Origin of the sequence: Bradyrhizobium denitrificans (assembly GCF_013179005.1) — a bacterium.
GTDB lineage: Bacteria > Pseudomonadota > Alphaproteobacteria > Rhizobiales > Xanthobacteraceae > Bradyrhizobium > Bradyrhizobium denitrificans.
Genome location: NZ_JABFDP010000019.1, coordinates 116,542 through 138,789 on the forward strand (window position 1 = coordinate 116,542; position 22,248 = coordinate 138,789).

General features: G+C 65.0%; 20 protein-coding genes. 7 read left to right on the top strand and 13 right to left on the bottom strand.

The annotated features are described in order from the left end of the window. Positions 1-24: 24 nt before the first annotated feature. The 3 genes from HL671_RS21910 to HL671_RS21920 all read right to left on the bottom strand — a co-directional run bounded on the left by HL671_RS21910 (position 25) and on the right by HL671_RS21920 (position 4,155). Positions 25-1,305 carry a tetratricopeptide repeat protein gene (locus HL671_RS21910; RefSeq protein WP_172238452.1) on the bottom strand — a complete coding sequence of 427 codons (1,281 nt, stop codon included), beginning with the start codon at positions 1,303-1,305 and terminating at the stop codon, positions 25-27. A gap of 80 nt (positions 1,306-1,385) precedes the next feature. Next, a complete protein-coding gene (locus HL671_RS21915; protein ID WP_210264013.1) occupies positions 1,386-2,627 on the bottom strand; it encodes a tetratricopeptide repeat protein in 1,242 nt (413 codons plus the stop codon). 328 nt (positions 2,628-2,955) lie between these two features. After that, positions 2,956-4,155, bottom strand: coding sequence for a TrmJ/YjtD family RNA methyltransferase (locus tag HL671_RS21920; protein ID WP_172238458.1), 1,200 nt, complete (start codon positions 4,153-4,155; stop codon positions 2,956-2,958). A 305-nt stretch (positions 4,156-4,460) separates the two neighbouring features. On the opposite strand from HL671_RS21920, the gene HL671_RS21925 reads away from it, so the two are divergent. The 3 genes from HL671_RS21925 to HL671_RS21935 all read left to right on the top strand — a co-directional run bounded on the left by HL671_RS21925 (position 4,461) and on the right by HL671_RS21935 (position 7,154). Then, positions 4,461-5,678 (top strand): NADP-dependent isocitrate dehydrogenase, encoded by a 1,218-nt coding sequence (locus tag HL671_RS21925; RefSeq protein ID WP_012045360.1) that lies wholly within the window; start codon positions 4,461-4,463, stop codon positions 5,676-5,678. Positions 5,679-5,774: 96 nt separating this feature from the next. After that, positions 5,775-6,284, top strand: coding sequence for a DUF3455 domain-containing protein (locus tag HL671_RS21930; protein WP_172238461.1), 510 nt, complete (start codon positions 5,775-5,777; stop codon positions 6,282-6,284). Between the two features lie 66 nt (positions 6,285-6,350). After that, entirely contained in the window at positions 6,351-7,154 is an 804-nt protein-coding gene (locus HL671_RS21935) for a hypothetical protein (protein ID WP_172238464.1), read from the top strand. Here the strand turns inward: HL671_RS21935 and HL671_RS21940 are convergent. Then, the gene (locus HL671_RS21940; protein ID WP_172238467.1) at positions 7,139-8,797 is read right to left on the bottom strand and encodes a copper resistance D family protein; all 1,659 of its coding nucleotides are present in this window, start codon (positions 8,795-8,797) and stop codon (positions 7,139-7,141) included. The genes HL671_RS21935 and HL671_RS21940 overlap by 16 nt on opposite strands. 7 nt (positions 8,798-8,804) lie before the next feature. After that, positions 8,805-9,170, bottom strand: a complete 366-nt coding sequence (locus tag HL671_RS21945) for a copper resistance CopC family protein (RefSeq protein WP_041750885.1) — start codon at positions 9,168-9,170, stop codon at positions 8,805-8,807. Between the two features lie 404 nt (positions 9,171-9,574). On the opposite strand from HL671_RS21945, the gene ilvD reads away from it, so the two are divergent. Together ilvD and HL671_RS21955 are read left to right on the top strand one after the other, a co-directional pair. Beyond that, positions 9,575-11,416 carry a dihydroxy-acid dehydratase gene (ilvD, locus tag HL671_RS21950; RefSeq protein ID WP_012045365.1) on the top strand — a complete coding sequence of 614 codons (1,842 nt, stop codon included), beginning with the start codon at positions 9,575-9,577 and terminating at the stop codon, positions 11,414-11,416. A gap of 238 nt (positions 11,417-11,654) precedes the next feature. Next, positions 11,655-11,942, top strand: a complete 288-nt coding sequence (locus HL671_RS21955; RefSeq protein WP_172238470.1) for a DUF3303 domain-containing protein — start codon at positions 11,655-11,657, stop codon at positions 11,940-11,942. 76 nt (positions 11,943-12,018) lie between these two features. On the opposite strand, the gene HL671_RS21960 is transcribed toward HL671_RS21955, so the two are convergent. The 4 genes from HL671_RS21960 to HL671_RS21975 form a co-directional block, all read right to left on the bottom strand. Then, on the bottom strand, positions 12,019-13,233 hold the full coding sequence (locus tag HL671_RS21960) for an adenylate/guanylate cyclase domain-containing protein (protein WP_172238473.1): 1,215 nt from the start codon (positions 13,231-13,233) through the stop codon (positions 12,019-12,021). Positions 13,234-13,430: 197 nt separating this feature from the next. Then, entirely contained in the window at positions 13,431-14,771 is a 1,341-nt protein-coding gene (locus HL671_RS21965) for a carbohydrate porin (protein WP_172238476.1), read from the bottom strand. A gap of 503 nt (positions 14,772-15,274) precedes the next feature. Beyond that, positions 15,275-15,445, bottom strand: coding sequence for a type II toxin-antitoxin system RelE/ParE family toxin (locus HL671_RS38420; protein ID WP_244424111.1), 171 nt, complete (start codon positions 15,443-15,445; stop codon positions 15,275-15,277). A gap of 444 nt (positions 15,446-15,889) precedes the next feature. After that, positions 15,890-16,747 (bottom strand): LysR family transcriptional regulator, encoded by an 858-nt coding sequence (locus HL671_RS21975; RefSeq protein ID WP_012045370.1) that lies wholly within the window; start codon positions 16,745-16,747, stop codon positions 15,890-15,892. Positions 16,748-16,864: 117 nt separating this feature from the next. Between HL671_RS21975 and HL671_RS21980 the strand changes: the two genes are divergently transcribed. Together HL671_RS21980 and HL671_RS21985 are read left to right on the top strand one after the other, a co-directional pair. Next, complete coding sequence (locus HL671_RS21980; protein WP_012045371.1) at positions 16,865-17,242, top strand: tautomerase family protein; 378 nt, start codon at positions 16,865-16,867, stop codon at positions 17,240-17,242. Between the two features lie 35 nt (positions 17,243-17,277). Continuing rightward, positions 17,278-17,622, top strand: a complete 345-nt coding sequence (locus HL671_RS21985; RefSeq protein WP_172238479.1) for a leucine-rich repeat domain-containing protein — start codon at positions 17,278-17,280, stop codon at positions 17,620-17,622. A gap of 34 nt (positions 17,623-17,656) precedes the next feature. On the opposite strand, the gene HL671_RS21990 is transcribed toward HL671_RS21985, so the two are convergent. From HL671_RS21990 to HL671_RS22000, 4 genes are all read right to left on the bottom strand, one after another. Then, positions 17,657-18,640 (bottom strand): alpha/beta hydrolase family protein, encoded by a 984-nt coding sequence (locus HL671_RS21990; protein ID WP_172238482.1) that lies wholly within the window; start codon positions 18,638-18,640, stop codon positions 17,657-17,659. Positions 18,641-18,757: 117 nt separating this feature from the next. Further along, a complete protein-coding gene (locus tag HL671_RS38820) occupies positions 18,758-19,279 on the bottom strand; it encodes a serine hydrolase domain-containing protein (RefSeq protein WP_283813093.1) in 522 nt (173 codons plus the stop codon). Positions 19,280-19,302: 23 nt separating this feature from the next. Continuing rightward, a complete protein-coding gene (locus HL671_RS38825) occupies positions 19,303-19,869 on the bottom strand; it encodes a serine hydrolase (protein WP_283813094.1) in 567 nt (188 codons plus the stop codon). A gap of 1,149 nt (positions 19,870-21,018) precedes the next feature. Next, on the bottom strand, positions 21,019-22,248 hold the full coding sequence (locus HL671_RS22000) for a cyclic nucleotide-gated ion channel (protein ID WP_172238485.1): 1,230 nt from the start codon (positions 22,246-22,248) through the stop codon (positions 21,019-21,021).

A 22,248-nucleotide genomic window follows, 5' to 3' on the forward strand; every position in this document is an offset into this window, starting at 1 on the left:
GCAGCAAATGATACGGCGGCCGTATTAGTACGGGTCCCGAGAAGCCGCTTCGAGCCTGCGCAGATCGGCCTTGGCCGCTGACCGTTCGATGAATGTCCTGGGGCATTCATCGACCGCAAGGCGCAGCAACCGCCCTGCCTCTTCCACGGCGCCTTGGGACAACGCCAACTCCCCGGCATAAAAGTTCGCTTCGCAGACCTGCCCTCGCTTTTTGCTGATGATCAAGTCATCGGCTGCGGCCAGCACGGCGTCGACTGTTGTTTCACGCAGGAACAAGCGAATGAGCGGCGCCGGCCATTTTTCCATATCGAGCCCCTTGGCTGCATCCGCGAGCTGGCTTGGCTGTCGGCTGCGTTGCAGCGCGATCTCGAGCCACAACCGCGTATAAGGCCATTTGGGATCGAGCTCGATCGATCGGTGAAGATCCTCGATCGCATCGGGCAGCAGATCGGCTTGAATCCGTGCGAATCCGCGTAATCGGTAGATCCACGCATTTTGCGAATTGAGCCGGATCGCCTCGTCGAGAGCGGCGAGCTCGGCCTCCTGCTCGCCGCGGCTTTGATGGATGCCGGCAATGGCTGCTTTTGCGCGCAGATCCTTGGGGTCGAGTTGGACCGCATGCACGAAATCTGCCATCGCGTGATCAAGATCGTCCTTTGCGCGATAGACGCTGCCGCGGCAGAGGTAGCCGTACTGTCGCTCCGGGCTGATCGCGATAGCCTTGTTGCAGTCGGCGATGGCACGATCCAGATCGTCCTTGGCCCGGTAGGCGGCGCTGCGGCCGAGATAGGCTTGGACATTGTCTGGATGAACCTTCATGGCCCTCTCATAATCAGCGATGGCGCCGTCAAGATCGCCTTCGGTCATGCGAGTGCCGGCTCGCCCAAGATAGCCCGCGGCATTCTGCGGATCGCGACCGATGACGTCTTCGTAGTCCGCCAATGAGGCGGCGATGTTTCCCTGCCTGCAATGAGCATAGGCGCGCGCAAGGCGCGCAACGATGTTGTCTGGAAATTGTAGGATGACCCGGTCATAGTCTCCGATCGCGAGATCGAATTGTTGCGTTTTGAGATAGGCATCGGCCCGTGTGAGGCGCGCCCATACCAACCGTTGCAGGGGCGCAGTCTCGCCATCGATCATCGCAGTGCACGCGGCAATGCGATCCTCCGGGCTCATTTGGACTGCTGCGGCAAGGCATTTTGCGGCGAGGTCCTCCTTGGCATACGCCGCCGGGATCGGGACTGGCAACATCCCTCCCAGCACGATCAGCACCGTCACGACCAATGCGCGCGAAGCTTGCCGCATCACGCTGTGTCCCCTGCTCAATCCCCAAGCTCGCTCCGTGACGTTCACAGGACAGTCGCCAACCTGAGACCCACGGCTGATCATGGATTCATACCGAGCGAGCGGAGTTCAGCTCGTGCCACTGTCGACGCGGCGAAGCTTTCAGGACAGATATTCACGGCGTCCCCGAGAAGTTTGGCAGCCTTGCCAGAATCCTTCTCGGCCAGCGCGAGCTCGCCAGCGAAATAATTGGCCGTACACATCTGCCCATTGAGTTTCGATGGATCAGCATCGTCGGCCTTCGACATCAGCTCGCTGAAGGTGATCTCGCCGAGATAGAACTTGATGATCGGCCCCGGCCAAGCCGACAGATTGAGGCCCTTGGCAGCTTCGGCAAGCTGGCTCGGCTGAGCGCTGCGTCGGCGCGCGACGTCCAGCCAGAGTTGAACGTAGCGATCTCTTGGATTCGGCTCCAGTGATCGACTGAAATCGCTCGCAGCATCCTGCACGTCGCCGATTTCGAGGTACAGAAAGGCGCGGCTGCGGTAGAGGCCGAAATTCTTCGGGTCAAGCCCAATGGCCTGATTGAGACTGGCCATGGCGGCGTCGATCTCTCCTCGGCGCTGCTGCACGACGGCCATGCCGGCAAATCCCCGCGAGCTTTTTGCATCGACCTGGATGGCCCGCTCGAAATCCGCGGCGGCGCGATCGAGATCGCTCTTGGAGAGATAGATTTCGCCCCTGCAAACGTAACCATCGTCCCGCTGCGGGCCGATCTCGATCGCCTTGCTGCAGTCGCCCATCGCGCTATCGAGATCCCGCATGCCCCTGTAGGCCCGACTGCGGCCGACATGGGCCTTGAGATTCTCCGGATGGACCCGCAGGGCCTGTCCATAGTCAGCCACCGCGCCGTCGAAGTCCCGCTTGGCAAAGCGAAGCATGGCGCGTCCGATGAGGGCGTCGACGTTCCTGCGATCGGTCGCAATGATCTTGTCGAAATCAGCGGTCGCAGCCTCCGGGTCGCGCCGAAGGAGATAGACAGACGCGCGCCGCAGCCTGGCGGCCAAATCGTTGGGATCGCGTTCGATGATCCGGTCATAGTCCGCGATTGCGAGGTCCAGCTGCCCCTTCAAGGCGTAGGCCTCGGCACGCCGGAGCCGGGCAAAGGCATCACTTTGCTGACTGGCGGCCGCCGCTTCGATCACGGCCGTGCAGCCCGCGATCCGGTCCTCCAGGCTCAGATTTTCCTCGTTGCCGCACGTCGCGCTCGAGGGCGCCTGCGCGCGTGCAACGCCCATCGAGAGGGACGCTGCGACAGCCAGCGCCAAGGCCGCTGGGGTCACACGCCCCCGCCAAGTCATCGTCATGACACCACGCCCCTGTCCGTTCGCCGATCAGGATACCAGCGAAGGTCCGGCCCGACAACGCGGCGCGGCAAGCCAAGGGGCGTCGGCGATGTCCGGGCCGCAGACACGCGCGCGCTGCTGGACTCATCAGCGTCTTCCGCGCTGTGAGCCGGCCAAAGTCTCAATCTGCGATTGCGCCGTGCGTGGGGATTGACCAAGACACTCCCAGCGGACGCGCAGAGGCGGAGGCCAGCTCGCCACCCCGCTCGCGATCCAACGCGATCACAATGGGATCACTGCGCAACGGCAGGTCGAAGCGGATCGGCTAGTTCGCCCCGGCGATCAGCGCCTGCAGCCGCTTCAGCTCCGCTTCGAGATCGCTCTCGACATCCGCCGTCCTGACCTCGGTCACGCGGTAGTCGCGGCTCTCCAGCCACGCCCGGCGCTGGGCGCGGTCCGCGACCACGCCCTCGCTCTCGTCCGTCCCGACCAGCTCGATCGCCAGGCGGTGGATGAACGACACGAAATCCGGGATGTGGCGGCCGACCGGGGTCTGGCGCTTGAACTGGCCGGCAAAGCGGCGGTCGCGCGACAGCGCGTGCCACAGCGCGCGCTCGGCATCGGTCGGGTTGCGGCGGAGCAGCCGCGCCAGGCCGCGCAAGGAGCCGCGCGAATCCGGCAGGTTGGCGACCGTGCCCTGCTCGGCGATCAGCGCGCGGAGCCGCGTCGCCTGCGTGCTGTCGAGCACGCCGCCTTTGGCTGGCCCCTTGCGGCCCTCGGCGATCGCCATGACCACGCCGTGCAATGTGTGGATGTCCTGCCTCGTCGGCTCCATGCGGAAGAAGATGTTGCGCAGGTTGACCAGCATGGTCTCGCGCTTCTCGGCCGGGCGCAGAAATTCGACCCGGTCGAGCTCGCGCACGAGGTTCTCGAAGAACGCCTCCAGCTGCTCCTGGGTGGCGCGCTCGGAGCGCTCGGGCATCGTGAAGGGCAGCGCGCCCGAGGTCACCAGCTTGAACCATTCGTAGCCCATCAGCAGCACGGCCTGGGCGAGGTTCAGCGAGGCGAAGCCCGGATTGACCGGATAGGTGATGATGCGGTTGGCGCGGGCAACCTCCTCGTTGGTCAGGCCCGATCGCTCGCGGCCGAACAGGATGCCGGCCCGGCCGCCACTGGCGATCTGGCCCTGCATCTCCCGCGCCGCCGCCTCCGGCCCCATCACCGGCTTGGCCTGGTCGTGGGAGCGCGCCGTGGTCGCGAACACCAGGTCGAGGTCGGCAATCGCCTCCGGCAGGGTCTCGAACAGCCGCACATGGTCGATGATGTGGTCGGCACCAGCGGCCGCCCGAGTGGCTGCGATGTTCGGCCAGCCGTCGCGCGGGTTGACCAGGCGCAGCTCGGTCAGGGCGAAATTGCCCATCGCACGCGCGGCCATGCCGATGTTCTCGCCGAGCTGCGGCTCGACCAGGATCACCACCGGTCCTGCGATCTCCACGCCTGCCTTGGTCTTGTCGGTCCCCGACACGGGTCTGCCCTCACCTTCCATCTCACGTGAGGCGCGGCCATGCGCGCGCCTCTCCCGCTCCGTTGGCCCGGCTGGCGAGAATTCTCAAGCAAAATAATCGGCTTAAGCCGGATTTTTGCAGTTTGCGCGAAGCCGGAGGGAGGCCGCCCCGCCGTCTTCGCCCGTTGCATGAGCGGGCTGCGAAAATCAGCACCGGGCGCATACCGGGTGCGCTTCCGCCCGCGGTGCAGCAGTGCTATGACGCGCTTGATTTCACAAGCGCTTTCCATTCCTGGCGCGCTGTTCCCAAGAAGGCCCCATCGATCATGGCAAAAATCAAGGTGACCAACCCGGTCGTCGAGCTCGACGGCGACGAGATGACCCGGATCATCTGGCAGTACATCAAGGACAAGCTGATCAACCCGTTCCTTGACATCGACCTGCAATATTACGACCTGGGGATGGAGAGCCGCGACAAGACCAACGACCAGATCACGATCGATGCCGCCAACGCCATCAAGAAGGTCGGCGTCGGCGTGAAGTGCGCCACCATCACCCCCGACGAGGCCCGGGTGAAGGAGTTCGGCCTGAAGGAGATGTGGAAGTCGCCGAACGGCACCATCCGCAACATCCTGGGCGGCGTCGTGTTCCGCGAGCCGATCATCTGCAAGAACGTGCCGCGCCTCGTCCCCGGCTGGACCAAGCCGATCATCATCGGCCGCCACGCCTATGGCGACCAGTACCGCGCCACCGACTTCAAATTCCCCGGCAAGGGCGTCCTGACGATGAAGTTCGTCGGCGACGACGGCACGGTGATCGAGAAGGAGGTCTTCAAGGCGCCGGGCCCGGGCATCGCGATGGAGATGTATAATCTCGACGAGTCGATCTACGACTTCGCCCGCGCCTCGCTCAACATGGGCCTCGCCAAGAACTATTCGGTCTACCTCTCGACCAAGAACACCATCCTCAAGGTCTATGACGGCCGCTTCAAGGACATCTTCCAGGAGGTGTACGACAAGGAGTTCAAGGACAAGTTCGAGGCCAAGAAGATCACCTACGAGCACCGCCTGATCGACGACATGGTCGCCGCGGCGCTGAAATGGTCGGGCGGCTATGTCTGGGCCTGTAAGAACTATGACGGCGACGTGCAGTCCGACACCGTGGCACAGGGCTACGGCTCGCTCGGCCTGATGACCTCGGTGCTGATGACGCCGGACGGACAGACCGTCGAGGCCGAGGCCGCCCACGGCACGGTGACCCGCCATTTCCGCGAGCACCAGAAGGGCAAGGAGACCTCGACCAACTCGATCGCGTCGATCTTCGCCTGGACCCGCGGCCTGTCGCACCGCGCCAAGCTCGACAACAATGCCGAGCTCGCCAAGTTCGCCGCCACCCTAGAGAAGGTCTGCGTCGACACCGTCGAAGCCGGCTACATGACCAAGGACCTCGCGCTCCTGGTCGGCGCCGACCAGCGTTGGCTGTCGACCACCGGGTTCCTCGACAAGATCGCCGAGAACCTGACCAAGGCGATGGCGGCGGCGTAAGTCTCCCCACTTTCGCCTTCTGGTTTGGTCACCTATCGACGGGCCGCGCCGCAAGCGCGGCTCGTTTCCGTTTTCGCTATGATCGAGGACTTGACCATGCGCGTGATCCCCACGCTGTCGCTGCTGCTGCTGCTGGGCGCCCTGACCGTCCAGGTCGATGCCGCCGAGACCGCGATTCCCGATGCCCTCGTCGCCGCCGGCGAGAAGCCGGTGCTGACGCTGCATGCCGAGGGCGCGCAGGTCTATGAATGCAAGACCGATAAAGACGGCAAGCTCGCCTGGACGTTCCGCGAGCCGATCGCCACGCTGGTCGCGGACGGCAAGACCGTCGGCCGCCACTCTGCCGGGCCGAGCTGGGAGCATCAGGACGGCTCGATCATCGGCGGCCGGGTGCAGGGCACCGCGATCGGCGCCACCGACAACGACATTGCCTGGCTGAAGCTCGAAGTGGTCTCGCACCGCGGCGGAAAGGGCGTGCTCTCCGACGTCACCACGGTGCAGCGGATCAACACCGCCGGCGGCAAACTGGAAGGCGCCTGCGAGACCGCGGGGCAGTTCCGCAGCGTGGCCTATTCCGCGGACTATGTCTTCCTCCGCAAGGAGTGAGCGGATGCAACGCGGCGCAGGCGACCAGGCCGAAGCCAAGCCGGCACCATGTCAGGAGCATCGCGCATGACGCCATTGCTCGCCGAGTGGCCGCGAACTCACTATGTGGCGGGCGGCAACAACCCGTTCCTGATCTACGTCGTCTATGGCTGGGTGGATCTCGATCGGCCGCTGTCGAGGAGCGCCTATCGGTCGAGCGGCGTGCCTGACGGCATCGATCTGCTGTCCTACGGTCCGACCGAGCATCCCGACGTCGTGAGGCGCTTTCGCACCGGACATCCCTGGACCCGGCTCATCGCCGAAGATCCCGATCTGGCGGCGATCGTGGCCGCGCAGGATTGCTGCCTGGTGGTGAAAGGCGACATCGCCGATCCGCGGACGCTGAGCTATTTCCGCGATGTGATCGGCCTCCTGGCCTTCTGCCTGGATGTGGGCGGCGTCGCGATCTACGACCCGCAGATGCTGAAATGGTGGAGTCCGACCGAATGGCGCACGCGCGCCTTCAATGTCGGGCATTGCGCACCCCGGCATCACGTCGTGACCTTGATCTCTCCGGACGGAGACGGCACGGAGTGGGTCCACACCCGCGGCATGCGCAAGTTCGGCCGTCCCGACCTCAGCATCCACCGGCTCCGCACAGAGCATCGCGAGGCCATTCTCGACCTCGTCAACCGCTTCATCGACCTGCTCGCCTTCGGCGCGCGGGTGCCGGACGGCCAGCCGATCCGGCTGGCCGGGCTGCCGGCCGGCATGACCTGCTGGCGGCGCGGCGACGAGAACGACCCCGACTTCAACAACGAGCATATCGAGATCGTATGGCCTGAGGCTGGCACGGGCGCGGCCGTCCCATCGCCTCAGGCCTCGCGATAATCGAGCAGGATCAAGCCGACCAGCACGAAGGCCACCGGCCACACCCAGGCGGCGGCGCGGCTGATCCGGCCATCCATGCGCAATTCCAGCCAGCGCGCCCAGCCGGCGGTGATGCCGCACAGCGCCAGCGGCGTGTGGCTCATCTCGATCAGCAGCTGGTCCTTGATATTGGCGATGGCGTGCGAATGCGTCAGCAGCAGCGCGCCGCCGGCGGCGACCGTCAGCGGAAACACCAGCGCCGCCCGGCCGGCTTGTTGCCCGCGCAGCCGCACCCGCCATTCGAACAGGCCGAACAGGATGATCAGCACCACGAACAGCCGGTGCTGCGCCACTTCGGGATCGCGCCACGAGGCCCAGAAGCCGATCGGGCCCAGCGGCCAGGCCATCTCGTCGGCGCGGAAGAACAGGAACGCCGCCATCACCAGGAACAGCAGCGGCCAATGCCGCGCCCACCGGCCCCAGGAGAAACGCTCGATCAGCGCCAGCACGCCGATCAGCACGACGAAGATGCCGGCCCAATGGTGGTTGTATTCCGACCAGGCAATGTCGGCGGCGCTGCGCGGCAGGATCACGCCCTCGCCCGGCACATAGGCCTGCGGCGCGGTCACACGCTGGGCGTCGGCGGCGTCGATTTTGGCCTGCAGCTGGGAGATCGTCAGCTGGTCGACCGAGGGGCTGGAGAGCCGCGGCCATTGCGGCGTGGCGCGCTCGACGATCTCGCTCCAGCTCAGCCGGTCCTGGCTGAGGTCGATGCCGGGCGGCAGCGAGGTCAGCGATCCCGCGGTGAGCAGCACCGTGAGCCCGATGCCGAGCTCGACCTCGACGAAGCGCTTCATCCGCAGCAGCGGTGCTGCCGGATCGCGGCGGCGCAGGCGCTCGACGGCGAGGAAATTGCCGGCGCCGAGCGCCAGCAGCATCAGCAGCATGGCCACTTTGGCCGAGGTCATCACGCCATAGGCGGTGCCATAGATCGCCGCGAACGAGCCGAGATAGGCCATCGCCATGATGGTGCCGCCGAGCACGATGGCGGCGACCGAGGCCATCGACATCAGCGAATAGCGCCGGCCGATCCGGCGCTGGTCGTCTTCTGACCTGCAGCCGTTCAGCGCCAGCAGGAAATAAGGCAGGCCGCCGATCCAGATCCCGGCGCCGAGCATGTGCAGGAAGTCGGCGGCGAGCAGCGGCCAGCGCACGTCGAGCCGGCTCGCCGCATGGGTGAGATTGAGCTGCATCGCGAGCGCGAGACCCACCAGCGCGACCAGCATGATCGCGCGCGCTCTCCCCCAATGGCCGGTGCGGGCGAGCCACGCGATGCCGAGCGCGCAGGCCGCTACGGCGAAACCGGAGCGCGCGAAATCGGCGCCTGCGGCCTCGCCCAGCGAGAGCTCCAGCGTGCCGGTGAGCGCCGCCATGTTGACCGCAAGCGCGGCCAGCACGATGGCGAACCACCCGAACGCGCTGAGGCGCAGCAGCCGCTGGCCGCGCTTGCCGACGATGATCGCCTCGGCGGAGAGCTCGGCCTGCAGCGGCCGCAGCAGCAGGAGCTGGAACGCGAGACCGCCGATGGTGAAGGATTGCGCCAGCAAGGTCAGCCCGCGCAGCACCACCGAGAGATAGCCGAAAATGTCGAGGAACAGCGCCATGGCGCGCTCAGCGCACGTTGAACGGGATGTCGCCGCGGGTGATGTGGCCGTCGACGCTCAGCACCTGCCATTGCAGGTGCCAGGCGCCGGGGCGAAGCGCCCGGGCTTCGGCATCGATCTCGTCGGCCGGCGCATCCGCGGCCGGAATCAGCGCCTGCTCCGCGCCATCGGGGGCGCGCAGCTTGAGCCGCGACCGGGCGTGATCGATGCGGCTGTTGAAGCGCAGCCGGATCGCGACCGCGTCCTTGTCGATGGTCGCGCCCGATGCGGGCTGCGAGGTGACGATGATGGCGTGCGCGGACGCCGTGCCGGGACAGGCCAGCAGCAATGCGGCAATGACGGGCAGGTGAAGGGATCGGGTGATGCACGACATGGGATCAAGCGACTGGGATCAAGCGACTGGGATCAAGCGACTGGGCTCAAACGGCTGGTTTCTAGAAGCTGGAGTCAAACGACCGAGGCTGATGGCGGACCTGTCCGGCTTTCCCGGCCAGGAACAGAACCGCTCCGTTCTAATGTACGGCGTGCGCGCGTTCCACAAATAGGCACAAAGTTGTGACCACGCCGCCAGCCTGTGGACGGCCGCCGCCGGACAGGCGGGCAGCGGACCGCCGCCCTGCCCGCTTGGCATCCCCGATGCGGCGAAATTTAGGGTCGAATCGTCAAGGACTTCGCTGTATGCCTCGCGGCGTCCTTGGCCGGACGGCGGCCGTGGCCTGCTGCCCGCCTGTCCGGACCAACATTGCCTGTTCTCGAGGAACGCCTGAGGAAACCGTCATGCCCGCCTATCGCTCCCGCACCTCCACCCATGGCCGCAACATGGCCGGCGCCCGCGGCCTGTGGCGCGCCACCGGCATGACCAATGAGGATTTCGGCAAGCCGATCATCGCCGTCGTCAACTCCTTCACCCAGTTCGTGCCCGGCCATGTGCATCTCAAGGATCTCGGCCAGCTGGTCGCCCGCGAGATCGAGAAGGCCGGCGGCGTCGCCAAGGAGTTCAACACCATCGCGGTCGACGACGGCATCGCGATGGGCCATGACGGCATGCTCTACAGCCTGCCCTCGCGCGAGCTGATCGCCGACAGCACGGAATACATGGTCAACGCGCATTGCGCTGACGCCATGGTCTGCATCTCCAATTGCGACAAGATCACGCCGGGCATGCTGATGGCCGCGATGCGGCTGAACATTCCTGCGGTGTTCGTCTCGGGCGGTCCGATGGAGGCCGGCAAGGTCAACATCCAGGGCAAGCTGCGCAAGGTCGACCTGATCGACGCGATGATTGTGGCCGCCGACGACAAGGTGTCGGATGCGGATGTCGAGGTGATGGAACGTTCGGCCTGCCCGACCTGCGGCTCCTGCTCGGGCATGTTCACCGCCAACTCGATGAACTGCCTGACCGAGGCGCTCGGCCTGTCGCTGCCCGGCAACGGCTCGGTGCTGGCGACGCATGCCGACCGCCGCGGCCTGTTCGTCGAGGCCGGGCATCTGATCGTCGATCTCGCCCGCCGCTATTACGAGCAGGACGATGCCAGCGTGCTGCCGCGCAACATCGCCAACTTCAAGGCGTTCGAGAACGCGATGAGCATGGACATCGCGATGGGCGGCTCGACCAACACGGTGCTGCATCTGCTCGCCGCCGCGCATGAGGGCGAGGTCCCCTTCACGATGACCGACATCGATCGCCTCTCGCGCAAGGTCCCCTGCCTGTGCAAGGTCGCGCCCGCTGTCGCCGACGTGCACATGGAGGACGTGCATCGCGCCGGCGGCGTGATGGGCATCCTCGGCGAGCTCGCCCGCGCCGGCCTGCTGCACACCGAATTGCCGAGCGTGCATTCGGCCTCGCTGGAGGCTGCGCTGGAGCGCTGGGACATCCGCCGCACGGCGAGCGACAGCGTCAGGAATTTCTACATGGCCGCCCCCGGCGGCGTGCCCACGCAAGTCGCCTTCAGCCAGGACCGCCGTTACCAGGAGCTCGATCTCGACCGCGAGAAAGGCTGCATCCGCGACATCGACCATGCCTATTCGAAGGACGGCGGCCTTGCAGTGCTGACCGGCAACATCGCGCGCGACGGCTGCATCGTGAAGACCGCCGGCGTCGATGCCTCGATCCTGAAATTCGCAGGTCCGGCGCGCGTCATGGAGAGCCAGGACGCCGCGGTGGAAGCGATCCTCACCAACAAGATCAAGGAAGGCGACGTCGTCGTCATCATCTATGAAGGCCCGCGCGGCGGCCCCGGCATGCAGGAGATGCTGTATCCGACCAGCTATCTGAAGTCGAAGGGCCTGGGCAAGGCCTGCGCGCTGATCACCGATGGCCGCTTCTCCGGCGGCACCTCGGGCCTGTCGATCGGCCACGTCTCGCCGGAAGCCGCCGAAGGCGGCCTGATCGGGCTGGTGCAGGACGGCGACCGCATCGAGATCGACATTCCCAACCGCACCATCCATCTCGCGGTGTCGGATGAGGAGCTGGCCAGGCGTCGCGCCGCGATGGAGGCCAAAGGCGACCAGGCCTGGAAGCCGAAGACGCGCGCCCGCAAGGTCTCGACCGCGCTCAAGGCCTATGCGGCCTTCGCCTCCAGCGCCGCCAAGGGCGCCGTGCGCATCGTCAAGGACTGACACGCGACTGCGTGCGTTGCGGACCAACGCGCGGTTCTCATCATGCGGAGGACAGCGCGATCTCAGGGGGAGATGGTTCAGGCCATCTCCTCGCATCGGCCGGATGATGGCCGGACGGCGGCGAGCGGACGACGCCGCGCGGCTGCAGCCCGGCCTGGTCGAACAGCAAGACAACCGGTGCGATCTGGCATCAGAGCTGAATCCCGCTCACAATGCGCCCGACACAGAGGGGGCGCGCATGCTGTTCATGGTCATCGAACGTTTCAAGGACCGCGATCCGATCCCGGTCTATCGCCGGGTGCGCGATCCCGGAATCAAATTTCCCGACGGGCTGAAATATCTCGGCAGCTGGATCGAGCCGAATTTCGACCGCTGCTTCCAGCTGATGGAATGCGACGACGCACGGCTGTTGCAACAGTGGATTCTCGCCAATGCCCGCGACACCGGCATGACCTTCGAGATCGTGCCGGTGGTCACCAGCGCCGAGACCCGCGAGGTGGTGACGCCGTATCTGGATGAGAGTTGACGGCGAAGCCTCGCGATGCTCGATTTCGTTAGTTGAACCCGGACGTCGCTGCGCTCATCCGGGATACGCGCGTCCCCTACCCCTCATACGCAAACAGCTCGATCGGTTCGCTGAAGCCGCGCACCGGATATTCGCCGACGCGCTCCAGCGCGAACTCGCCCTCGAGGTGCTCGGCGAAGGCGCGCGACAGCAGCACGTTGCGGCCGACCTGCTTGGTCAGCGCCTCCATGCGCGAGGCCATGTTCACCGCGGGGCCGATAACCGTGAAATCGAGCCGGCTGAGCGAGCCGATATTGCCGTACATGACGTCGCCGAGATGCACGCCGATGCCGTAGTTCAGCGGCGCGCGGCCGATTTCAGCATTGCGTGCGTTAAGGGCCGCCATCGCCTTGCGCGCATCGGTCACCGCATACAGCAGCTTGGCACAGGCCTGCGGGTCGCTGAGCGGGAAGATCGCGAGCAGGCCGTCGCCGATGAATTTCAGGATCTCGCCGCCATGCTGGGTGATCGGCTCCACCATCGCGTCGAAATAGCCGTTGAGGAGATCGATGACGTCGTCGCGCGGCCAATTGTCGGAGATCCTGGTGAAGTCGCGCAGATCGCAGATCATGATGGCCGCGCGCACCGTGGTGCCGCTGCCGCGCCGCGTGGCGCCGGCGAGCACCATCTCGCCGGCATGCGGCCCGACATAGGTTTCGAGCAGGGTGCGCGCCAGGCGGTTCTTGATGCGGATCTCGCTGACCAGCGCCAGCACCGGCAGCAGCTGCTTCAACGCATCGATATCGGCCTCATCGAAGCCGTCGCGGCGGTCGGTCGCGAAGGTGACGCAGTGCCGCTTGCCGAGCGTGTGGAAGATCGGCCAGGCGACATAGTCGGTCAGACCCTGGGCCCGCATGTCGTCATAGACCGCATGCTGGCGGCCAAGCGCGCGGTCGCGTGTCAGAGTCTCGCGGATCTCGTCGGCCCCATGAAAAATCTCGCTCACCGGGCTGCCGATAAATTCGGACCGCGCGCCGACGTCGTAGTCGATGCGGTCGATCTCGGAGCCCTCCATGCCGTCGCTCCACAGGATGCGCGCGCCGAGCCAGAGCGGATGATTGATCTGGACGTGCAGCGAGGCGCGCTTCACCGGGATGCCGGCACGCTGCAGCCGGATACACATCTGGGCGAAGATGTTGTCGATGAAGCGTTCGTCGCGGGTGCCGTTGGTAAGCCAGTCCACGACGTCGTCACCGCGGCGTTGGCTGGGAACCAGTTGACCGGGAACGAGATGGGCGTCTGAAACGGTCATGCGATCTCCCTCGGACTCGCGCTCGGCGCTTCAGGAGATGTCGTGCCGCAGTGTGGAAGAGTCAATCGGCGTCCGCGCATCGCGCCCCTGCCCGGATGGGCAGCCCTGCGGCGGCTCATCCGCGCAGCAACGCCATCGCGCGCTCCAGCGCCGCTGAGGGGCGGATGTGGCCATCCGCCCCTCGATTGAGCATCGGATCAGAAGTGGACCACGGTGCGCAGGCCGAGCACCACGGCATTGTTGGTTTTCACGCCGGCGCCGTTGAAGCCGCGGCCGCCGGGATTGATGACATATTGCGCGTCGAACTTGATGTTCATCCAACCGGTCGCCTGCCAGCCGTACCAGGCTTCGAGCGGGATCTCGTTGCCGCCGGCATTCGGCGTCAGCGCCGCGGAATTGACGTGTGTCGTGCCCACCGCGAAGCCGACCTCGTCCTCGGGACGGAACGAGAAGGTGCCGGTGTGCTTGATGCCCCAGGCGATCTGGTAGTCCTGATACGAGGTGCGGTGATCGGCGACGCTGGTGTTGAGGAAGGTGTACCAGCCCTGAGCCTTGGGACCGTCGACCGTCAGGCGCTGCAGGATCGATTCGTAGAAGCCGTAGCGGCCGCGCTGGCTGCTGAGGTTCTGGTCGCCGACGCCGGGGCCGCCGCGGACAACGCCGATGATGCCGGGCAGGCCACCGTCGATCGACGGGGCGCTGTCATACCAGCCGCCGAAGCGCCAGGTGCCGTTCAGCGGACCGCTCGGTTCCCACACCACTTCGACCGGCACCAGCACGCCCGCGGCCGGGTTCGAGCGCGGAATGCCCGGCGCCAAATAGACGCCCGCATCCGACGTCGTGAGATAGTTCGGATTGGCGTCGTAGACGCCGACCGACAGCTTCCACTCCTTGGTGAAATTGTAGTGCACGACGCCGGCCCATTGGCTGACCGGCCAGTTGTAGATGTAGCCGCCCTGGATGTTGCCGGGCTGGCCGCCGCAGAAGGTCAGGTTGATGAACTCGCACTGGCCGAAGAAGAAGTCGGAGCCGACCGGCAGCCGGCCGCCCTTCAGTTCGAGGCGGTCGCCGAGCAGCTTCTGCGAGTAGTAGAACTCGGTCAGGCGCAGGATGTTGCCGCGGCCGAACACCTCGTTGGTCAGTTGCAGCGCCGGGATGCCGGCCTCGCTGTTGAGGTTCTTGCCGAAGCGATCGACCAGCGTGATGCCGATCGTGCCGCCGGGGATTCCGGCGAGCTTGGCCATGTCGAACTTGGCCTGGAACCACAACTGCCCGGCATTGGCCGAAGTGTTGCGCGAGCCGCCGGAGAGATTGGTGACGGCTTCGTCGCCGAGCGTGAGCGCGAGCGAGATGCCCTGCTCCTTCAATTTGGTCCGGCCGAGATCGCCGAACAGATATGGCCGCGTCCAGAAGTCATCGACACCGGCATAGGGAATCGGCGCCTTGGTCGGCATATCCGCCGCATACGCCCCACACCCCACCAGAGACAAAGCAACACCCACGCCGCACATGCGTGCGGTCGTCACAAACCCATTCATCTTTTCTGCTCCTCGCAGCGCCCCAGGCTCTGGTTGTTTTTATGTCGCGCCCCGGCCCCAAAGCCGTCGTCCCGGTGCGCGCTTCCCCTCGGCTCAATCCCGGCGTCGCTCGTTAGCTGAGCAAGTTCATCAACCTGAGATTGGACCGCGACCCTAGCAAGCGTCGAGATGCCTTTGAATAGTCATATTATATTTGAGAGTCGGTATAAAAGTAACTGTGACATGAGTGTCACATGCTGCGATGCGGAATTTGACGTGCACCCAGTCGCCTGCCGAGGCGACTGCTCCGGAGCGCGCCGAGGTCGGGATCAAAGATGATTTTCATGAGTGCACTGCCGCCTTGTTCCGACGTGCGATCAGGAACAGAAACGAGCTAGGAACGCTTCAATGTCCTCGTCGGCCGCACACCAATCGGCACCCCGCTCGCGATACAACAGCGCCAGGCCGAGCAGTTGCAGGGGACTATCGCCGACGAGTTGAAGCGGCCGTCCATAACCAATGCATCAGTCGAACATGCTTGGCCTGATCCGACGCGCATGGTGCAACACGCCTCGAATCTCGACCATGTCGATCGACACCGTGTAGTAGATGACGTGCGCCTGGAAACGAAACCGACGCAGTCCGCGCCGAAACTCTTCGTCGGCTTGACCGACGGCAGGAAAATCCGCGAGCAACTCGGATCATTCCGGATGCATAGGCTTCGGCTTGATAGAGACCGAACTCGATCTCAGTATAGTCAAAGATCTGCGCGAGCTGGTCTCGCGCGCGGACCGAGAGCCGGTAGCGACCCACGACGCGCCGCAGCTCGCTGCCGAGCGGCCGCAATGATGTCCTGAGCGGTCTCGTCGGTGAACGTTTCACAATCGGGATGCGCGAAGAATCCACTGACGCGTGCGATCTGCTCTTCGCGGGTCAACGCGTTCCATTCCGCGAGCTCCACCTCGCTGGACGGAAGCGCCGAGGGCATTACGCGGGCTTTGGTTTCAGACATCGGTGGTTTCCAGGACGCGACGCCCGGTCAGAGCCGCCTGCTAACTTATAGCAAAGCCAACGGAAATTTACGAGGCAGGATCCGCAGCCATGATCAGCTCCAGGATCCCTCCCCGACGCCGCATGGGTCACGCCTGCACCGCGCTTCGGTAGGCGTCCACCAGGGCATCGAGCGCCGCGCGCGCCCGCCCCTCCCGCACCCGCGTGTGCAGCAGGACCGGCAGCCGGGGCAGCTCCGGCAGTCCGAGCCTTGCGCCGACATCGACCGCGCCCGATGGCAGCATGCGCGGCGCCAGCGCGGCGACGCCGAGCCCGGCCGTGACAGCGGCCACGACCGCCGCAACGCCGCCGCCGACGAAGATTTCGGTCCAGGACACGCCGGCGGCGTCGAGATGCTGCGCGGCCATCGCGCGCACGCCGCAGGACTCCGCCATGGTCGCGACGGGCAGCGGCTCGCCCGCGCGCGGCTGCCAGTTCGGGCTCGCGAACCAGCCAAACTTTTCCTCGGTCACGAGGTCACCATCGCTGCGCCCGGCATGCAGGCGAACGATCACCGCCTCGATCTCGCGCCGGTCGTAGCTCTGCAACAGATCGCCCGACGATCCGATGCGGATCTCGACCACGAGATGCGGATCATGGTCGTTCATGCGCGCGATCAGCGCCGGCAGCTCCGGCCCGGCGACATGGTCGCTGATGCCGATGATCAGGCGCTGCCGCACGCCGGCAAACGCCGCGAGCGCGTGGTCGTGCGCCGCCAGCAGCTGACGGGCCGGATCGAGAAACACCCTGCCCCGCTCCGACAGCTGCACATGCCGCGGCGTGCGCTCGATCAGCCGGCACCCCAGCCGGTTCTCGAGCCGCCGCAGCTTCAGGCTGATCGCGGCCTGCGTCGTCTGCATCGCCTCGGCGGCGCGGGTGAAGCTGCCGAGCTCGGCAATACGGACGAAGGCCTGGACCTCGTCCAGGTCGAGCGGATGTTCGGTCATTTCCAGCCATTATGACTGATATCTCGATCCTCAGCATACCCGAACCGCACCGCCGCATCTAATCTCTCAACCGACGTCGCGGATGATCAGCCGACGTCGCGGATGAAAGGACCAGGGATGCCGCTGCTTCACATCTCGCTGCGCGCGGGCAAGCCGGAGGCCTACCGGCAGGCGATCTTCGACAGCCTCTACCGGGCGATGCGCGAGGCGCTCGACGTGCCGGAGGACGATCAGTTCATGATCATCACCGAGCACGATCCTTCCAACTTCCGCTATGGCAACGCCTTCGACGTCAACCGCAGTGACGATCTCGTCTACATCCAGATCACCGTCTTCGACACCCGCACGCCAGAGCAGAAGACGGCGCTGTTCCGACGCATCGCCGCGCTGCTCGGCGACAGCCCCGGCCTCCGGCCCGAGGACGTCTTCGTTGTCATCCTCGACGCCGCCAAGGAAAACTGGTCGGTCGGCCACGGCCTCGCGCAGTTCGCGTGAGGCGACGGGTCACGGGCGGCTGGCCTGGAAGCACGATGTCTCCACGCGTCATTGCGAGCGCGAGCGAAGCAATCCAGAATCCCCTCTCAGGCGAGACAGTCTGGGCTGCCTCGCTGCTGCGCTCGCAACGACAAGGAGAGCGCGTCGTTGGAACGGCGGCATGCTGGATAAATCCCCTGGAGTCAGGGACAGCTGATTCAAGGCTGCGTGAGCTGTATCGCAGGACCAACAGCTTGCCCCATTTGCCGGAAGAGATCGGTTCAATGGCGGAGCTGCGCCAGATCGATTTGAGAGGGACCCCTCTCGCCGCATTGCCGGAAACGCTGATCGAGCTTCCACGTCTCGAAAAGCTCGATCTGCGCTGGGTGACGTGTGTGTGAGAACCCCAATGTCGGGGCAGCCACGGCGAGATGACTACGGGTTCGCGCTTTCAGCGAAGTGCTTGCGGAAAAACGCCACGATATCAGCGTGGAGATTCCGATGAAAATCGACGCGGTCGAAACCCGGCGCATCGGTGCAAACGGCGGGATTTGCCTGCGCTTCCTTTAGGGTGCAGGTGGCAAGGAACGAGAAGTGCCTGGCGTTTGCCACGAAGTGATAGTCTGGCACCGGGAGCCCTTGTTTGACCGCTGCCGCGCAGCATCCTGACAGACCGTCAGCATTCTGGGCCGGATCGGAACTCCACAGTTGCACGGGAATCGTTGTTCTCTTCAGGTTCTTCTCGGGGAAGACAAAAGCGGGATATGGATCAACGATGACAGCGGCCTTGACGCGCGGATCAGGCTTGATCAGCTGACCGGGCGCCTCGCCGCTTTCGAGTTGCTTGCAGGCCAACAGGCTCGACGTCGCGCAATTGGGCAAACCCTTTCGTAAATCGGGATTGCCGCCGATGACAGCAATCCCCGTATAGCCGCCAAACGAGAAGCCGTAGAGACCAATATGTTGGGCGTCGATGCGTGGCGCATCCGGCCAGCCATCGAGCATGTAGTCGATCAGCCGGCTAATATCCGCCGGGCGCTCGACGAGCACCGAAAGGCTGTCAGTGCGGCTGGTGTCGCGCCAGGTGTCACCAGGATGGTTGAGCGCGGCGACGACAAAACCGGCATCGGCCAGCGCCGCGGCCGTGTCATGGTGACCGCCGAACCATCCGCGCCTGCCATGCGAAATCACGATGAGCGGGAGTTTTTCGCCCGTCACTGGACATCCGGGCACGGCGAAGAAAATGGCTCCACGTGCGTCCATTTCTTGTGGCGACTCCGCGCACGGCGTCCAGACCAGCAGTCTGATCGCCGGCCCCGTCGCGCCAGCGGGAATGTCAAAGTTTCTGACCCCCGCGGCTTTCGCCGCTGTCAGTCCGAAGAGGAAGCAGATGGCGAACACGAATTTAGTGCTACGCATCATTGGCTCCGATAGCCTAAGACTCTTCACAATAAGGCACGTTGGACCAAGCGACTATGTCGCCTTTGGGTCCAGAAGCGGAAATCCGGCACGCAGGCTGGTGGTGGCGCTTGTATGTCAGCCAGAAGACGAAATCGCCCGTAAGACGTCTCTGAAAACATCGGACTGCACTTGAAAGGCTCGGGGACTATAGTCCTGGTAGTACCCTGCGGTGACCACCACAACGAGATCGAGTTCGGGAACGATGCGAATCTGCTGCCCGCCTCGGCCAAGCGCCTCAGCCCGGTGAAACATGCGCCCGTTGACCAGGGAACGACCAAGCCACCAAAGGTATCCATAAGATCGACCGTCCGAGATCTTGATCCTAGGGGCTGTCGAGGTCTCGATCCATGCCTTGGACACGATCTGGCGGCCGTTCCAGCAGCCGCCCGCAAGAACTAGCTGGCCGATTTTTGCCATATCGCGCGGTCGCAAGCGCAATCCTCCGCCAGCATCGGTATCCCCCTTTATCCGCGTCCACTCGACCTTGGTGATGCCTAACGGCTCGAACAAGTTCTCTCGGGCAAATTCGTCGAGCGGGCGTCCGGTCGCCTTGCGGATGATGGCAGACACCAGAGTGAGCGCGCCGGTGTTGTACAAGAATTCTGTTCCGGCTGGAGTCTTCACTGGAAGACCGAGGACGTAACGACACGGATCGGGCGACCTATGTTATTGTCTCCAGTGGCCGGGGTCGCCTCCACCCACTCTAGACCCATCGACATGGAGAGCGCGTGCGACAACTGAATGCGTTCCTTTTCGGGAGATCGCAAGTCAGACAATTCGGGAAAGAAGCTGAAGATCGGATCGTTGACGCTGTTTACCAGCCCGCGGTCAACCGCGATCCCGAGGACGAGAGACGCGACGCTCTTCGAGACCGACTTCACGTTATGCAGCGTATCGGCGTCGAAGTTGATATCTGCCACCCTGCTGCCGTAAAAGCGGCCGGGCACCTCGTCCGAACCCTTGAAGTATTGTTCAAACACCAAATTGCCAGCGCGGACGACGAGCACGGCATGTACATTGGGGTTGCCGAGGGCGGCGAGCCGCTCCGCTATCCGGCACAGCGCGGCGTGGTCTATGAGTTTGTCCTCGCCAACGAGAGCGATGGGCCAGCCGTCCTCCCGCGCAAGCGGGACGCCGCAGCTATCGGGTGGGTGCGCGAACACTGGCATTGCGTTGAACGGCGCCAACGCGGCTCCGCCCAGAAGTGAGATAAACCGGCGCCGTCTCATTCGCCCCTCACGAGACCCTATTCCGTCCTACGATATCCGATGATTTGGTCAAGGGCGATTGCCAAGGCTAAGACCGGGTCACCAAGACGGCTGGTCACAAGCGACCGTCACTGGCAAATCGCGGTTTGGTCCGCTTGCCTCACAATCGGTCTTGTCATCGCTCGAGTTGGACGCAGGTCCTGCAGTGACCTGCCGTTCGCCGATTTGCCCGACGAGCAGCGTGCCTGCCGTGTGCGCAGCGAAATTGGTCCCGATTGCCCCCGGATCACCTCGCGGCGAACGGCGTATTTCATCCGCAGCTTCAACGCCATCGTCCGTTTCAAGAGCTTCGCGGAGAAATAAATATCTTCCGAAAATCAGCATTCCATGCATATGCTGCGCGCGTTCCGGTCCGGATGAGGGGCGTACGCGTCGTCACGAGACGTTGGGCCGGCAATGCGGTGGACGTGAGGGCATCAGCGCACCTCAATGGTGCGGACGAATGATGCGCTTGCGGACGTGAAGTCGCGTGGTCCTGACACCCCGATGCTGGTGTCCCGCGATGGCGTGCGTGACGCGCGTCGTCGCCACGGTGGCCAACAAGCCCGGTGCACCGAGGAGATCGCGTATAAGCGTTAAAACTGCCGCGCAGGGAATGCCGGATGTTCGGCTGAACCTGTGGTACCTGCCGCCTGCATTTTTGTTCGCAGGCGGGCCATGGGCGAGGCCTTCGCCCGGCATTCCCTGCGCCCTCATCATTGTCGAGGGCGGACGCCGCTGCATCTCCCGGACGCCACGCGCCGCGGGATCGCGCCTGCACGCCCGGCTGTTTGACTGGTTGGAAGATGGGATGCGTTCGCCTGTGTCGGCGCCGCCCTGGGCTCGCGTCGAAACGCATATCTCATTCTGTCCCACAGGACGATCTGAGTCGTTTCGCGACCCGGCCTCCAAGGCGTCATGCCCGGACTCCGTCCCGGGCATCCACGTCGCTCTCAGGGCGCCGAACGACGTGGATGGCGGGGACGCTGGTGCGCGTGGAGAGACCCCCACCCCGGCTCACATGCGCTGCGCTCATGTGAGCCGACCCTCTCCCTCCAGGGGAGGATGGCAGCGGACGTGTCGCGTTCCCTACCCGCCCGGCTGGTCGTCGTGCTCGACCTGCGACAGTTCGGCGATGGCGAGGTCGCCGGAATCGGCCATGCGCGCTTTCGCCGTGGTGGTGACGTGGGCGGCGAGCGCCGGCATGCGCGCGATCAGCGCGTGGAAATCCTGCGCATCGAGCACCAGCAGCCGCGTCTTGCGCGTCGCCTTGACGGTGCCGGAGCGCTTGGTCCGATGCAGCAGCGCGATCTCGCCGAAGAACGTGCCGTCGGCAAGCCGCACGCATTGCGTCGGCAGCTCGATCTCGACCTCGCCCGCGGTGATGAAATACATCGACGAGGCGACATCGCCGCGGCGGACGAGGATCTCGCCGGCCTCGATGGTGCGCGCGCGCAACAGCCGCATGATGTCGGCGATCTCGGCGGCGGCGAGATGCGAGAACAGCGGCACCCGCGCCAGCATGCCCCAGGTGACGACGAAGTCGCGCCGCTTCACCTCATCAGCAAAAGCGCTGGAGATGATGGCGACCGGCAGCGCGATCATGGCGAGGCCGCCGACGATGGTGAACACCGAGATCGCCTTGCCGAGCGGGGTCACCGGCACCACGTCGCCATAGCCGACGGTGCCGAGCGTCACGATCGCCCACCACATCGCGTCGGGGATGGTGCCGAACTTGTCGGGCTGCACGTTGCGCTCGACCGCGTAGAGCAGCGAGGCGAACAGCAGCACGGCGCCGGCCAGGATCGCGATGCAGCCGACCAAGGTGCGGCGCTCGGCCTGGATCGCGGCCAACAGCGAGCGCATCGCCGGCGAATAGCGCACCAGCTTGAGGAAGGGCAGCACGACCAGCACTGCAAGCGTGGCGTGATCGCCGAAGGCGAGCACGAGGGCAGCCGGCAGGAAGGCGCAGAGATCAATGAGGCCGAGCGCGGAGAAGGCGTATTGCAGACGGTCGCGCAACGGCGACACATGCAGCGGCGTATGGCCGGCGACGCTCCAGAGACGGGCGACATATTCGAAGCCGAACACCAGCACGGCCATGACCTTCACCGTGGTGAAGGTCGCGCCGAAGCGGGCGTCGAGATGCGGCACCGAGGCCAGGACCGTCGCCAGGACGTCGGCAAAGATCACGATGACGACCGCCCGCACCAGGCGCGAACCGACCGACAGCGGCAGATGGTCGTGCTCGAGCAGCTCGTAGAGCCGGTCCCGCAGGTCGGGATCGCGAATGCTCTGCCCCGGCCCGAGCGGCGGCAC